The organism is Corynebacterium sp. HMSC074C01, assembly GCF_001814605.1.
Lineage (GTDB): Bacteria > Actinomycetota > Actinomycetes > Mycobacteriales > Mycobacteriaceae > Corynebacterium.
This window is the reverse complement of the sequence record NZ_KV817255.1, coordinates 41,376-56,043: the sequence shown is the minus strand read 5'-3', so window position 1 is coordinate 56,043 and position 14,668 is coordinate 41,376. Positions and strand designations below refer to the sequence as shown.

The following is a 14,668-nucleotide window of genomic DNA, read 5'->3' as shown; positions in this document are numbered from 1 at the left end:
TAAACCAGCACCATGTGCCCCGCAACCGGAGGAAGAAACACCCAGCTCAGGGGTGGGGAGACGTCGTTAGTAGAGCGCCGGTTTAATCGCATCCCACGCCGGCTGCAATTGCTTGCCAAACATCACCCAGTCGTGCACCCCGGCGTCGAGGTAGTCGGTGGTGTGGGGGAGGGAGGCGTCGTCAAGCGCGGCGGAAAACTCCTCCGTGCAACGCTTTGAGCCGGCCTCCAACAAGGTTCCGCCAATGCGATCGTCGAGGGATTTATTGGCGTAGGCCGCCATTTCCTCATCCGACCACGCCCCCGACGCAGCGGAGAGATACAGCGTCGCCCCGCGCAGCCCCTCCGGGTTCGCCGCGACATCATTGCGCACCCAGTCCGCTGAACCGTGCGGGCCCCACATGTTCCGCGGGTTGCCACCGAGGCTGCCCACCGTTAGGTCGACCGTTCCCTGGCCCACCGTGCTCGTCGTGGAATAGCAGCCGGAAATACCCGCCACCGCATCGAAGAATCCCGGGTGGTTGTTGGCCATCATGACCGCGCCGGACGCGCCCATCGATAGTCCGATGATTCCGCGCTTGCCGTTGTGGTTCAGTTCCGCCTCAACCACCGGCGCGAGCTCCTGCGTGACGAAGGTGTTCCATTTGTGGCGGCCCAGCTTCGGGTCATCCTGATTCCAGTCCGTCCACATGGAGCCAGCGCCCTGGGAGGGGATGACGATGTTGGCGTCGGAGTCGCCAAAGACGCGCTTCAGATGCCCCTTGGTGATCCAGTTGGAGGTTTCCGGGGAGTCGACACCTTCCAAGAAATACACCACCGGTCCACCGTTGCCGAGGACGACGTCGACGGGAATCTCGCGGCCCATGGATGGCGAGGAGACCAGCCACTTCTCACGGCCGGGCTCATCAGTCGGCGTGCGGGAGACTACGGACGCTGTGCTTATCGACGCATCCACCGGGTACGGATAGCCCTCCTGTTCCGATGTGAACAGATCAGTGAGAAGGTGTGAGGAGGAACCCATGGCGTTGATGATGCTGAACGTTGCGTCCACGCCCCAGCGTGAGGATTGCTCATCGCGGCTAGATTCCTGGTAGGCAGGGGCAGAGGACATGAGAAGTGCGCTGCTCAGAAGCGCAGAGAGAAGTTTCATAGACTGCTACATTAATACAGTTTCCGGTATGCTCGGCGCACATGCTCGGAAAGGATGACACCATGAAGATGGCCCCGCGCCACCGTCAGCAATTGCCACCGCTTCCGATGGTTTCGGCCAAGCTGGGGGAGCGGTTGGCCAGCCACGTGTTCGTGGAGGAAGGCCGGGAGCTGCTTCCGGAGTTGCAGGCCTTCCGCCGCGATATGCACCAGAACCCGGAGGTGGGTTTGCACCTGCCGCGCACGCAGGAGAAGGTGCTCGAAGCTCTTAAAGGGCTACCGTTGGAGATTCATCTCGGCCGTGACCTCAGCTCGATCGTCGCGGTCCTGCGCGGCGGCAAGCGCGGTGAGCGCCCGGTGTCGGTGTTGTTGCGCGCAGACATGGACGCCCTTCCGGTGCGCGAGCAGACGGGCAGTCCCTTTGCTTCGACGAATAACAACATGCACGCCTGCGGCCACGACCTGCACACGGCCGGGCTGATCGGCGCGGTGAAGATGCTGTGCCGCCACCGCAAGGAGCTCTTGGGCGATGTCATCTTCATGTTCCAGCCGGGCGAGGAAGGCCCAGGCGGTGCGCAGCCGATGATTGATGAGGGCGTGCTCGATGCTGCTGGCCGCCGCCCCATTGCCGCCTACGGTCTGCACGTCGGACCGCAGGATCGGGGCACTTTCCACCACATCGCGGGCCCGATGATGGCTTCTTCTTCTAACTTGGGCATCACCGTCTATGGCAAGGGCGGGCATGGCTCGCGCCCGCACGATGCGATCGATCCTGTTGCGGCTTTGGCGGAGATCCAGGTGGCGCTGCAGGTGGCGCTGACCCGGCGTTTCGATGCAAACTCGCCGATTGTCATCACGGTGACCAACCTGCGCGCGGGCGATGGCGCGGTCAACGTCATCCCGGACAAGGCGGAGTTGGGTGCGACGGTACGCGTGCTTCGCGACGAACACATCGACGCCGTCCGCCAAATGATCATCGAGGTCTCGAGCTCCGTGGCGGCCTCGCACCGCTGCACCGCGAAGGTGGATTTTGAGGTCCTGTATTCGGCGACAAAGACCTCAGCGCGCGAGGACCAGTTCGCGGCGTCGTTGTGGGCGGGTATGTTCGGCGCGGAAAACGTGCTGACCATGGACACCCCGATGATGGCCTCGGAAGACTTCGGCGCGGTACTCGCCCAGGTTCCGGGCACCTTCATGTGGTTCGGTACGGGCGATCCGCACACCCCGGAGCACATGCGCGAGTGGAACCACTCGCCGCAGGTGCGCTTCGATGATTCCGTCCTGGGAGACCAAGCCGCAGCCCTGGCGGCGGTGGCCTTTGAGCGCCTCGCCGCCGAGGACGCCCACCCTTCGCCGGCCACGAAGGCTATGCGTGCGCCGGTGCAGGGGACAGGGGCGGATGCACAGCCGCCTTCTTCCGCAGCGCAATAGTGCCCCAGATGGTGGCTACCCATTCGGCGAGCACGATGACCATGCCGGCGAGGAGGGGCCAGATGGCGTCGTCGAGCGCAGTGCTTAACGACGGGAAGAGATTCTTCGTGGCGTGCACCGCGATGGCGGCAATGAGCCAGCGCAACGGCTGCTTCTGCGATAGACCGTAGGCGCCGAGCCCGGCGAACAGCGAGTGGGAGAGCGGGTTGGGCACCAGGCGGATGACGCAGGTGCAGATAAGCAGCACTCCGAGGAGCTTCAACACTTCCTCGTTGAAGGGAGCGTAACCCGCACCGTCCAGCCACTCTAGGCCCGCGCGGGCGAGAAGGTGATTCATGTTTGTATTGAGCTCCACCGCGAGCCCGGAGACGGCTAAGCCCCACACCACGCCGTGTGCAATTGCCAGCCGGCGGCGCAGGAAGAACAGCGTGGCGCAACTCGTGGCCAAGGGCCTAGACAACCAGGAGATTTCCGGACAGCTCTACGTTTACGTGACCACGGTGAAGACCCATATCAAGCACATCTTGGACAAGATCGGCAGTACCAACCGCGTGCACATTGCGATCGCGGTGTTGGAATCGCGTTAGCGTCGGCGGAGGAAGGCGGAAATGATGCCGATGATAGCGATGACGACCACGATGACGGAGGCCGCCGGCCAGTACTGGGGGTAGTACTTCACCGTGTAGCCAAAGACCTGGCTGTCGTTGAACTGTTGGGCCAGTGCGATGGGCATCCACCACAGCTTGGTCAGCGTCAGGATCGCGCCCAAGAGCCCGGCGATGATGCGGCCCGGCCTGCGCAGGAAGAAGCTGGCCGCCACGAGGAGAACACCAACAATCGTGAGCGCGAATAGCAGAGGCGTATCCACGGCGAGCGGCGAGCCATTGATGAGGAACTCGTGGTCCGCTTCGTGCTGTTCGATAAGCGTGTAGCCGTCGAGGACGACATCGTCGGGGATGCCCACTTAGGTCTCCTTCTGTTCAGAGTTCGGGTCGTAGCCATCGGCCCAGGTATCGGTGTCGAAGTCGTAGTCTACATTCTCGCCCTTTTCATCGGTGCGCTGGTACCAGTCCGTGTAGCGGTGCGCTGAGGAGTCGAAGTCGGAGCCGGCACCGCGGCCTTCGTCGGCGTGCTCGACGGTGAGCTCGAAGTCATCGCCGTGTTCCTCAATGCCGCGCACGACGGCATTTTCCACCGCAGCGCGCGCGTAGGCGCGGCGGATGAACATCGGGTCGGAGCGCAGGTCCTTGATGAAGGCCACCATCATGACGAGCAGCACGATGCAGAAAGGCAGCGCCGAGAGGATGGTGAGGTTCTGCAAGCCGGTGAGCACGTCCTCACCGCCGGTCAGCAGCATGACGACTGCAATGCCCATCATGCACAGTCCCCAGAAAATGACGATGAACTTGTTGGGGGCGGGGTCTCCCTTGGAGGACATGGTTCCCATGATGACCGACGCCGAGTCGGCCGAGGTGATGAAGAAGACCGCTAAGACCACGATCAGGATGAAGGGCGTGATGCTGCTCAGCGGCAGATTATCGAACATGGCGAAGAGCACCTGCTCGCCGGAGGCGGAGCCGTCAAAGTTGGGCAAGTTCTCGCGCTGGAAGGTGATGGCCGTGCCGCCGAAGATGGTGAAGGCCAAAATGAGGATGAGGGAGGGCGCGAAGACGGTGACGGCGGTGAATTCGCGCAGCGTGCGGCCGCGGGAGATGCGGGCCACGAACATGCCGACGAAGGGCGTCCACGCGATCCACCATGCCCAGTAGAAGGCAGTCCAGTAGGACTGGAACTCGATGGTTTCATCACCCCAGGACAGGCCCTTAGCCATCATGGGCAAAAGCTGGTCGATGTAGGTGACGATGCCGGAGGGCACGAGGTTGAGCAGGAGCAAGGTCGGGCCGGTGAAGAAGACAAAGATGACCAGGCCGAGTGTCAGCGTGATGTTGAAGTTGGAAAGGTAGCGCACGCCGCGGGAGACACCGGACACCGCCGAGATGATGAAACCACAGCCCAGGACCGCGATGATCACGATGAGCACGGAGTTCGTCAGGGGGCCAGCACCGCGGATGATGGAGACACCCTGGCCGATCTGGATGGCGGAAAGCCCCAGCGTGGCAGCAGTGCCGAAGAGCGTGGCGACGAGCGCGAGGACGTCGATAAGCTTGCCCAGCGGGCCGTCGGTATCGCGGGAGCCGAATAGCGGCTTGAAAATCGAGGACACGAGCGGAACGCGCCCGCGGCGATAGGAAGAGTAGGCGATTGCCCCGCCGACGAGCGCATAAGCCGCCCAGGGCGATAGTCCCCAGTGGTAGTGCGCCTGAGCCATGGATTGGTGGAGGGCTTCGACGCTGTTGCCGTCGACGGTGTGGGGTGGCGGGGAGATGTAGTGCGACAGCGGCTCCGACGGGCCGTAGAAGAAGATGCCGACGCCGATGCCGGCGCCGAACATCATGGCGACCCAGCTGAACCAGCCGAACTCGGGTTCCTCGTCATCTGTGCCGAGCTTGATGCGGCCCAGGCGGGAGCAGCCGATGTAGAGCATGGTGGCGACGGCCATCATCATGGTGATGTTGAGCAGCCAGCCGGCGTTGGTGATGGCCCAGGAAAAGGCGGTGGAGGAGGCGGTGGAGACGGATTCTGGTGAGCTAATGCCCCAGATGATGAACGCTACGACGAAGGTGGCCGTGCTGAAGAAGGTGATTTTGTCGAGGGTGAAAGCGTTGCGCTGATCCTCCACGCCGATGCCCGGAACCAAGCCTGGGTGCATGTCGTGAGGATAGATGCCAACGGGTGGACCTGTAGATTTTCGAGTGTTCACGCTCACCATTATCGCAGGTGCGCCAAATGACAGTGGTGTGAGCTAGGATGAAGGCACTTATTTCTGCGTCGATTGGAATGCCATGTCGCTGCCTAATTTTGATGAGAATGTCCGTGAGCTGGAGGAAGCCTTCGCGCTCTTCGAGCTCGTGGAGGAACACGTACTCGACCCGAACCTTTTGCTGTCCGTGAAATAATCCGCGAGCAGCCCGGGTTAGGAGCTCAGGACCGCATCTCCGCTGCGGTGATCTTTTCAATGAGCGTATCCAACTCCGCGCGGCTGGGCTGCGTGAGTGGGTTGACCACGCAGAAATCTAGGAGGAAGTAGCCGGCCGTTTGCAAGGCGGTGTGGCGCTCCCAGAACTCGCTGATATCGGAGTGATTGGTGGCCAGTGACTGGATGCTGCGGCGTTCCGAGAGCAGCTCGTAGTGCAGGTCGCGGCGCTGTGCCAGCGCCTCCTCCGGGGTCTTAATCAACAGCGCGCCTAGCAGGGCGGCCATTGCCTCGAAGCAGCGCGTTTGCAGGCGGTAGTGGTTGGTCAGCTGGGCGCGTGGCTTCCACAGCCACAAGAAGAGCATGGCCACGATCACGGAGAGCCCAATCTCCGCCATGCGCGAGCCGATGGTGTGGGCCATGTGCTCCGAAGAGTTGCCCATGAGCAAAGCGAGCGGCGTGGAGAAGATCACGCACAGCGCGTAGTTCTTGACCACGAGGATCTCCGCGCAGAACTGGCAGAAGGCCAGCGCGAGCACCAGCCCCCAGCCGTGCGGGCTGAAAGAAGCAATGAGCGCGAAGACGCACACGCCCAATACCGAACCCAGCATGCGCTGCACGCCGCGAATCGTGCCCGGTACTCGGTCCGGTCCCCACTGCAAGAGCAGGAGCACCGAGACCGCGCCCCAATCCGGGCGGTTGAGCCCCAGCGCCATGCCAATGAACGCGGTGGCCAGGCCGCCAAGGGCGATCTTCTCCGCCGTCACCACCGCGTGGGAATTGCCCACCGCGGCCCGGTAGAAGCGGTAGCGCATCGTTGGCTTGGTGTGCGGGATGCTGGTGCGGTCCGGGTCCACGTAGGTGGGGGAATCAGAGAGCTCATCCGAGTTGCCGCCCACCTGCTTGTGGTGCGCCACGATGCGCTGCTGCGCGGCCAGCGCGCGGTGGACCAGTTCCGCTTGGGCGGGGTGGCGGATGCGGCCGCCGCGGATGACGCCGGCGTCGGCAAGCGCTTGCCAGGCCGTGGAAATCGCGGACTGCGCCTGGTGGTGGCGAGCCAGGAAATCGCTATCGGAGTTCACGAAGGCCTCGGCGGCCTTTTCCAGCGCGGCCACCGCGCGGGTCTCCGGGCCGTGCGGATCCCTAAAGCGCGGCACCATGCCCAGCACGTAGCCGGCCGCCACGCCGGCCAGGCTCCATGCGGCCACCTCCCACGGCGAAACCCCGCGCAGCATCGTGGAACCACCGGCCACCATCACGATGAAGAAGGAACCCGGCGGCGGTAGCCGCAGCGCATTCTGCACGAACGCGCCGATGGTTGCCAACATCACCGTAAACACCGCGGACAGCGCCAGGCCATGCACGCCGACGAGGGAGCCGGCCGTGGCCGCCAGCGTGAGCAGCCCGCCAGCGGTGAGGATCACGCGGCGCCGCGTGCGGTAGGGGTGCCCCTCGCCGTAGATGACGGAAAACGCGCCCGCCGAAACGAGCAGCACCGCATCCGGGTGGCCCGTCGCTACAGCGATCCCGCCGGGGATAATGATCGCCAACGCCGCGCGCAGGGCACCGGGCCAGCGGCGCGCGGAGGTGTTGAAGGCGGTAAAGAGCTGAAGGGCGTTAGGGCGTTGCGGCAGAGGGTGTTCCATATCGGGAGAACACCTTACTCGCTTCGCCGCGTTCGACCAGCCGGCCGTCCTGCAAGACCGCCACCGTGGGGCACAAGTGACGCACGACGTCGATGTCGTGGGAGACGAAAACCAGCGTCATGTCCTTCGTCACGCGCTGCAATAGCTCGAGGACCTGGGCCCGCGAGGTGGCGTCTAGTGCCGAGACGGCCTCGTCCGCCAGTAGGATCTCCGGCTTGCCCACCACGGCGCGCGCCAGCGAAATGCGTTGGCGCTGCCCGCCGGAGAAGTCCCGTGGATAACGTTCGAAGCCATCGATGCCGACCTCCCGCAGCACGGTCTCGGCCTCCTCGCGTGTCCCGCCGCCCTCGGCCACGATCTTCCAAATGGGCATGCGCGGGTTGAGCGAGCCCTTGGGGTCTTGGAAGACCATGTGCACGCGCTTGGCGACGTCCACCGTTCCCGAGGTCGGCTCCGCCAAACCGGTGAGTAGCTTGAGCAGCGTGGATTTGCCGGAGCCGGAGCCGCCGACGATGCCGAGGCGTTCGCCCTCGCGGACGGTGAGGGAGACATCATCCAGTGCGGTTACCCCGCGGTAGGCCTTGGTCACGTTCTTGAGCGTGATGACGGGCTCGCCCAAGGTAGGTACGGGTGGTGGGGTGAGATCGGGCGTGGTGAGCTCACCGATGCGCACGACGCGGTCGCACACGCGCTTGACGACGTCCTGGTCATGGCTAATAAACAGCAGCGCTGTGTCCTCGTTATCCGCGGCATCCACGATGGTGGAGAGGATTTCCTCCTGGGTGAAGGGATCCAGGGCTGTGGTCGGCTCATCGCAGATGAGGAGCTTGGGGTGGCGGGCCATGGCCATCTCGATGAGCGCGCGCTGGCGCTGCCCGCCGGAGAGCTGGTGCGGGAAGCGGTCGAAGCCGGGCACCTTCATCAGCGGGTCGAGCGCGGTCATGGGTTCCTGGAAGACCATGGCCAGCGGCAGTTTGCGCAGGTCGCGGTCGCGCATGCCCAGCAGCTCCTGGCCGTTGAACTGGATGGAGCCGGTGGCCTGCAGGTGGTCGGGCAACAGCCCCATGATGGCCAAGGCGGTGAGGGACTTGCCGCTGCCGGAATCGCCGACGAGGCCGACGCGCTCGCCGGGAGCGATGGAGAAGGAGAGGGGGCCAACGGGGCCCACGCGCAGATCAGTGACGGTCAGCATGGCTTCCTAGCAGGTTGAATCCGAGGACGGTGCCGGCGATGGCCAGCCCGGGCCACAGCGCCTGGAGGGGGTGGGTGGCCAGGAGGGGTTGGGCGTCGTGCAGCATGCGGCCCCACGAAGCCGTCGGCGGGGCAGTACCCAGGCCGAGGTAGGACAGGCCGGCTTCGGCGAGGACGGCCAGCGCAAAGTAGACGGAGGCCTGGATGGCCACGATCCCGCCGAGGTTTGGCAGCACGTGGCGCCACGCGATGAGCGCCGGCGGCACGCGCGAGATGCGGGCGGCGGCGATATAGTCCTGCGTCATGATTTGCAGCGTGCCCGAGCGCGTGACCCGGATGAAGGAGGGGATGCCGGCAATGCCGATGGCGATGGTCGCCGTGAGCGTGGACGATCCCCACACCGCTCCAGCGACGATGGCCAGTAGGAGCGCGGGGAAGGCGAGCAGCAGGTCGGTGGCTGCCATGATGAAACCGCCTCCGCGCATCCCGGCGATAATGCCCAGCGGGACGCCGATGAGCGCGGCGATGGCCACCGCCACGACGCCCACGAGCACGGTGATCTGGGCACCGGCGAGGATGCGGGAGAAGGTATCGCGCCCGAAGCGGTCGGTGCCCATGAGGTGCTCCAGGCTGGGGCTGGCCAGGCGGTCGGGGGAGATGAGGTTGGGGTCATAGGGCGTCCACACCAGGGAGACCAGCGCAAGCAGAATGGTCAGGCCCACCAGAAAATAGCCGGGTTTCATCGCGCCTCCTTCAGCCGCGGGTCGATGACCCGGTAGGCCAGGTCCGTGAGCAGGTTGACGGTCAGCGTGAAGGTTACGAAGACCATGATGAGGGTCTGGACGGTGGTGAGGTCGCGGGTGGAGACGGCGTCGAGAAGCAGCGAGCCCAGACCTGGGATGACAAAGACATTCTCGATGACCACCGCGCCTACCACCAGGGTGCTCAGCTGCACGCCGGTGACGGTGAGCACCGGCAGGGCGGCGTTGCGCAGGCCGTGGCGGATCAGCGCCCCTGTGCGGGATTCGCCCAGGGAGCGGGCGGTGCGGATATAGTCCTTGTCCATTTCCTCGCGGAGGGTGGCGCGCACGTAGCGGGTGAGCATCGCTCCTTGCACCAGCGCCAGCGAGATGACCGGCAGGACGAGGTGGCTGAGGCCCTCGCGCGGCAACTGCCAGCCGTTGGCCGGCAGCCAGCCCAGGTGCACGGAGAAGACAGCGACGAGCAAAATACCGACCAGGAAGCTGGGCACCGCGATACCCAGCTGCGTGGCGGCATTGAGCACGGGGAGCCTAAAGCGGGCCAGCAGGATGCCCATGGGGATAGCCCCGGCCAGGGCGAGGGCGATGGCCAGCCCTATGAGCAACAGCGTGACCTGCGCGCGGTCAATCACCAGCGGGGTGATGTCCTGCTGCGAGGACAGGGAGATGCCGAAGTTGCCGGTCAACAAGCCCTTCATCCACTCCAGGTATTGGACGAGAAGCGGGCGGTCCAAGCCCATGGAGTGCGTTAGTTGCTCCACGGCCTCATCCGTGGCGTTGACGCCCAAGGCCACGCGCGCCGGGTTGCCGGGCACGGCCCGCATGAGCAGGAAGATGATGATGGAGGCGGTCCACATGGTGCCGAGGAAGCGCAGGACTCTCATCGCACCCCTCGCAATTCAATGGCATCGGTGATCTGGTTCGGCTGCAGGCCGGTCAGGCCCTCGCGGTAGAGCACGATATTGGGCATATTCATCAAGGTCAGGGCGGGCATATCTTCCATGATCTGGTCCACAGCGCCTGTCATGTCATCCTGTTCCAATAGCGTGCGGGCCTGCGGCGAATCATAGCCGAGGTAATAATCCGGGTTGCCAAAAATCGTGGGGATATCGCGCGGCTCGACGTGGGCGACGAGCGACATCTGATAGTCCTTTGCGCCCATGACTTGGCTCAGCCACACCGCGGGAAACTCCGCGGTCTCGAGCGTGACCTCAAAGCCCATCTCCGTCAGCTGCGAGTAGAGGAACTCGGAGAGTGTTTGCGCATAGGGCAGGCTTGGCACGGTGAGCGTGAGCGGCGTGCCCACCGCCCCGGCCTCTTCCATCAGCGCGCGGGCGCGCGCCGGATGATAAGGGTAGTAGTCCTTCCCACTAAACCAGGGATCGGTCGGCGGGACGGGTGCGCCGCCAGTGTCCTGCGCGCGGCCTTCCCAGAGGATCTCGTTGGCCGCGTGGCGGTCGATTCCATACGCCACGGCGCGGCGCACGCGGGGATCGTCGAAAGGCGCTGCCTGGTTATTCATGGACAGCAGGACCTCACCGTTCGTGGTACCCATGGCGGTTTCGATGGAGTCATCGAGGGTGTCGAGCAGCTCGGGGTTCTGCACGCCCCACACGGCATCGACCCCGCCGGAGCGCAGGGCGTTGACCGCGGTGAGGGAATCCGGGAAGTAGCGGATGGTGATGTCTTCTTCCGCTGGGGTGCCCCAGTAGTCCGGGCGGGCGCGCAGCGCAATGTATTCGTTGGGGGAGAAGCCCGCGACGGCGAAGGGGCCGGTGCCCACCGCTTCGGTGGGGGTGCGCATCGCGCCGATGGCGGTACCCATGGACCACAGCCACCCGGTGGAGGGTCGGCTTAGGGTGACAACGAGCGTGTGATCGTCGACAGCCGTGGCGGAGTCCACCACGTCCATCTGGGCGCTAATGCCGTTCGTCCACTCCGTCTTCACCGCGTTGATGGACCACGCGGCGGTGTGTGCGGTGAAGGCCTCGCCGTTGGAGAAGGAAGCCTCACGCAGGCGGAAGGTATAGCGCGTGGACTCGACCTCCCAGGAATCGGCGAGGCCGGGGACAATCTCTCCCTCTGGGGAGATGCGCACCAGGGTTTCGTAGACGTTGCTCATGAGCGCTGCCGGGATGGCGGCGCCGCCAACGGTGGTGAAATCCAGGGAGGTCGCCGGCGTCGTCGTGGCCAGCGTCAGCGTGGCGGAATCCGAATCCACCACCGCCGTGGAGCCGGCAGAGCACGCGCTTAGCGACGCCCCCACGATCACCCCCAGCGCACCAATCCAGGCCTTCATCATCCTTCCGACAGCTTGACCTCGAGCGGGGACGTGGTGCCGCGCACGTTCGTCATGCCCAGCGTCATGCGGTCCCCGAGGTACAGGATTTCGGTGCACTCAACGGGATGCCCGGAGTGATCCGAGATGTCCAAGTGCAGGCGCCACAGCGGGGTGCCGGGCTCGACATTGAGGGAGCGCGCATCCTCCTCGCTGGCGGAGGCGAGGGAGAGCTCGCGGTTGACGTTGTCGAAGTCCACGCCTTGGCTACGCAGGTGATCGTGGATGGACTCATTGTCGGCATCGAAGCTGAGGATCTGGCTGCCCACCTCCAGTGGGAAGAACATGCGCTCGATGGCGATGGGCAGGCCGTTGGCGCTGCGCACGCGGTGCACGAAGATTACGGGGGAGCCGGGCTCTACCCGCAGGAACTCGGCCTCCCTATCGGTAGCGGGGCAGCGGCCCAGCCACAGGGTGGAGGCGCCGGGCTCGAAGCCGCGCTCGCGCAGCCAGTGCGTTACGGAATAGATGGAGTCGAAGGACTCCGAGGTAAAACGGCCGAGGACAACGGAGCGGCGGCCGCGGCCGGAGGAGATGAGCCCTTCCGAGCGCAGCGCCGCGACGGCTTGGCGCACGGGGCCGCGAGAAGAGGAGAATTGCTCGCAGAGCTCGGCCTCGCTGGGTAGGAAATCACCAGGAGAAAGCTTCTTGCTGCGAATGAGGTTGCGCAGGTAATCAGCGATCATGCTGTGTTGCTGTGTACGGCGAAGGGCCACCGAGATTCTCCTCTATGTAGAAAAACGCTGTGACGGGCAAGGATGTGCGTACGCGCGTATGCGCCTGTTCCTACATCTGCCACGCTTGTGCCAGGTTTGCCATATTACCCAACGCTGCCTTGTGGCTTGTGGATTGCAGGGAGATCATGAGCTCGTCCGCCTGGGCCAGTTCTTGGAATTCGGTGAGGTATTCGCGGACGTGCTCGATATTGCCGACGGCGGAGTACTTCATCATGCCGATGATCTGCTGGCCTTGCGGGGAGTCGATGATGCGGGCGACGTCGGCGTCGCTGAGCTGCTTGCCGCGGCCTGCGAAGGCCTTGACGCGGCGGAAGCAGACCTTTTCGAATTCCTCCTCGGCGTTATCACCCGCTGTGACGTTGACGCCGGCGATGACATAGGGCTCGGGGTGGGCCTCGGAAGGCTGGTAATTTTCGCGGTAATAGGCCGTGGCGGCTTCCAGGTGCTGCGGGGCAAAGTGCGAGGCGAAGGCATAAGGCAGACCGAACTTCGCGGCGAGCGAGGCGCCGAAGAGCGAGGAACCCAGGATATAAATGGGCACGTTCGTGCCGTGGCCGGGGATGGCCTTCACGCCGGGGATGAGGGGCTTTCCGGAGAGGTAGCCCTGCAGCTCTTTGACGTCCTCGGGGAAGCGCTCGGCCGCGTGGCCATCGCGGCGCAGCGCGCGGCCCAAGGTTTGCATGTCGGTGCCGGGCGCGCGGCCCAGGCCTAAGTCGATGCGGCCGGGGTAGAGCTCGGCGAGGGTGCCGAATTGTTCAGCGATAACATAAGGTGCGTGGTTCGGCAGCATGATGCCACCAGAGCCGAGGCGAATGCGCTCGGTCTTCGCGCCGATGTGGGCGATGAGCACTGCCGGAGCGGAGGAGGAAATAGAGGGCATGTTGTGGTGCTCGGTGTACCACATGCGCTCAAAGCCCAAGGCCTCCGCCTGTTGCGCTAGCTCGACCGACCTAGCCATGGACTGAGAAGGGTTCTCCCCCTCATAAATGGTGCAGAAATCGAGAATGGATAGGGCGGCGCGGGGCGTCATGAACTACTCACTTTTCTTCGACGAGGATGTAGATACAACGTCGATGATAACGCCGATGGCAAATGCGAGGAACGTAGGAACCACCCAGCCCAAGTCAACGTCCTGACCAGGGGAGAAGCTGAGCGGGGCGCCGAAGGAAGTGGCGGCGGACCACAGCACGGAAACCCACAGTGCCAGGCGGAAGCCCCAGTAGAAGGTGACCCACTTCTTGACTACCGGTTGCAGAAGCGTCAGCGCGATCAGCGAGATAGCCGGCGGGTACAAGAACACGATGAAGGGAACCGCGATGGCAAGCACCGTGTCCAGGCCTTGGAAGGCGAAGGCGATGGACAGCGCGGTAAACAAGCAGGCCCAGAAGTGGTAGTTGGTCTTCGGCACGAGCAGAGCGAAGAACTCCGAGGTGGCGGAAATCAGGCCCACGGCGGTGGTCATGCACGCCAAGATGACGATGGCGGAGAAGACGGCCTGGCCGACGTTGCCCATGGTGAGGTTGGAGGCGTCGGCAAGCAAGGCGGCGCCGGAATCATAGGAGGCGCCATTCGGCATGGTTTGGCCGATCCACGCCAGGCCCAGGTAGATAGCGGCAAGCAGCGCACCGGCGATGACGGCGGACGTGATGGTTCCGCGCAGCAGCGCGCGGTTGGTGGAGAAGCCTTTGGAGCGCAGCGAGGTCACGATGACGATGGAGAAAGCCAGGCCTGCGATGGCGTCCATCGTGTTGTAGCCCTCGAAGAGGCCCGTGACGAAGGGCGCGGAGGCGTACTCCTCAGTCGGGGCGCCGGGGATGCGGGGATTCGCCACGGTGGCGAGGGTGATGAGTACCGCGAGCAGGATGACCAGCGCCGGGGTGAGGAACTTGCCCAAGGTGTCAATGATGTTGTTGGGGCGCCAAGCCAGTGCCAATGCGATGAGGAAGAAGACGACGTTGAAGGCGCCGTTGGCGAAGGTTCCTTCCCAGCCAAGCAGCGGGGTAATCGCGGTTTCCATGGACACCGCGCCGGTACGCGGCAGGGCATAGAAGGCGCCGATGGCCAGGTAGGCGATGACGGAGAAGGCCACGCCGAAAATCTTGCCGCCGTGGTTTCCGATATCGCGTACGGACTGGCCGGAAATGGCCACCGCGATCACCGCTAAAACCGGCAGAGCTACGCCAGCAGCGAGGAAGCCCAAGGTAGCAGGCCAGAAGTTGGTGCCGGAGGAGACACCGACCTCCGGCGGGAAGATGAGGTTGCCCGCTCCGAAGAACATGGAGAAGAGCATGAGGGAGGCAACGATCACGATGCCGATGGGCGAGCTCGTCTTCGAAGCGGACTGGGCGGGGGCCTGAACGTCATTAATGGACATTTTTCTAA

General features: G+C 64.3%; 14 protein-coding genes. 2 read left to right on the top strand and 12 right to left on the bottom strand.

Annotated elements, in window-relative coordinates; genetic code table 11:
- Positions 1–66 precede the first annotated feature (66 nt).
- Positions 67–1,149 carry an alpha/beta hydrolase gene (locus HMPREF2978_RS01660; protein ID WP_070743785.1) on the bottom strand — a complete coding sequence of 361 codons (1,083 nt, stop codon included), beginning with the start codon at positions 1,147–1,149 and terminating at the stop codon, positions 67–69.
- Positions 1,150–1,211: 62 nt separating this feature from the next.
- Between HMPREF2978_RS01660 and HMPREF2978_RS01655 the strand changes: the two genes are divergently transcribed.
- Positions 1,212–2,579 carry a M20 metallopeptidase family protein gene (locus tag HMPREF2978_RS01655; protein WP_070743783.1) on the top strand — a complete coding sequence of 456 codons (1,368 nt, stop codon included), beginning with the start codon at positions 1,212–1,214 and terminating at the stop codon, positions 2,577–2,579.
- On the opposite strand, the gene HMPREF2978_RS01650 is transcribed toward HMPREF2978_RS01655, so the two are convergent.
- Complete coding sequence (locus HMPREF2978_RS01650) at positions 2,515–2,916, bottom strand: hypothetical protein (protein ID WP_246818710.1); 402 nt, start codon at positions 2,914–2,916, stop codon at positions 2,515–2,517. The two genes, HMPREF2978_RS01655 and HMPREF2978_RS01650, sit on opposite strands and share 65 nt — an antisense overlap.
- Here HMPREF2978_RS01650 and HMPREF2978_RS12665 point away from each other — a divergent pair.
- Entirely contained in the window at positions 2,915–3,166 is a 252-nt protein-coding gene (locus HMPREF2978_RS12665; RefSeq protein ID WP_246818709.1) for a response regulator transcription factor, read from the top strand. The genes HMPREF2978_RS01650 and HMPREF2978_RS12665 overlap by 2 nt on opposite strands.
- Here the strand turns inward: HMPREF2978_RS12665 and HMPREF2978_RS01645 are convergent.
- The 10 genes from HMPREF2978_RS01645 to brnQ all read right to left on the bottom strand — a co-directional run bounded on the left by HMPREF2978_RS01645 (position 3,163) and on the right by brnQ (position 14,660).
- Entirely contained in the window at positions 3,163–3,543 is a 381-nt protein-coding gene (locus tag HMPREF2978_RS01645) for a hypothetical protein (protein WP_070743780.1), read from the bottom strand. The genes HMPREF2978_RS12665 and HMPREF2978_RS01645 overlap by 4 nt on opposite strands.
- Complete coding sequence (locus tag HMPREF2978_RS01640; protein ID WP_371326350.1) at positions 3,544–5,349, bottom strand: BCCT family transporter; 1,806 nt, start codon at positions 5,347–5,349, stop codon at positions 3,544–3,546.
- A 272-nt stretch (positions 5,350–5,621) separates the two neighbouring features.
- Entirely contained in the window at positions 5,622–7,259 is a 1,638-nt protein-coding gene (locus HMPREF2978_RS01635) for an FUSC family protein (RefSeq protein WP_070743776.1), read from the bottom strand.
- Entirely contained in the window at positions 7,231–8,451 is a 1,221-nt protein-coding gene (locus tag HMPREF2978_RS01630) for an ATP-binding cassette domain-containing protein (RefSeq protein ID WP_070743774.1), read from the bottom strand. Before HMPREF2978_RS01630 ends, HMPREF2978_RS01635 begins: the two co-directional genes overlap by 29 nt.
- Positions 8,435–9,193 (bottom strand): ABC transporter permease, encoded by a 759-nt coding sequence (locus tag HMPREF2978_RS01625; RefSeq protein ID WP_070743787.1) that lies wholly within the window; start codon positions 9,191–9,193, stop codon positions 8,435–8,437. The genes HMPREF2978_RS01630 and HMPREF2978_RS01625 overlap by 17 nt, the downstream gene beginning before the upstream one ends.
- Positions 9,190–10,095 (bottom strand): ABC transporter permease, encoded by a 906-nt coding sequence (locus HMPREF2978_RS01620; protein WP_070743772.1) that lies wholly within the window; start codon positions 10,093–10,095, stop codon positions 9,190–9,192. Before HMPREF2978_RS01620 ends, HMPREF2978_RS01625 begins: the two co-directional genes overlap by 4 nt.
- On the bottom strand, positions 10,092–11,510 hold the full coding sequence (locus HMPREF2978_RS01615) for an ABC transporter substrate-binding protein (protein ID WP_070743770.1): 1,419 nt from the start codon (positions 11,508–11,510) through the stop codon (positions 10,092–10,094). The genes HMPREF2978_RS01620 and HMPREF2978_RS01615 overlap by 4 nt, the downstream gene beginning before the upstream one ends.
- A complete protein-coding gene (locus tag HMPREF2978_RS01610; protein ID WP_070743768.1) occupies positions 11,510–12,265 on the bottom strand; it encodes a GntR family transcriptional regulator in 756 nt (251 codons plus the stop codon). Before HMPREF2978_RS01610 ends, HMPREF2978_RS01615 begins: the two co-directional genes overlap by 1 nt.
- A 70-nt stretch (positions 12,266–12,335) precedes the next feature.
- On the bottom strand, positions 12,336–13,316 hold the full coding sequence (locus tag HMPREF2978_RS01605; protein WP_070743766.1) for an LLM class flavin-dependent oxidoreductase: 981 nt from the start codon (positions 13,314–13,316) through the stop codon (positions 12,336–12,338).
- A 3-nt stretch (positions 13,317–13,319) separates the two neighbouring features.
- Positions 13,320–14,660, bottom strand: coding sequence for a branched-chain amino acid transport system II carrier protein (brnQ, locus tag HMPREF2978_RS01600; RefSeq protein WP_070743764.1), 1,341 nt, complete (start codon positions 14,658–14,660; stop codon positions 13,320–13,322).
- Positions 14,661–14,668 lie beyond the last annotated feature (8 nt).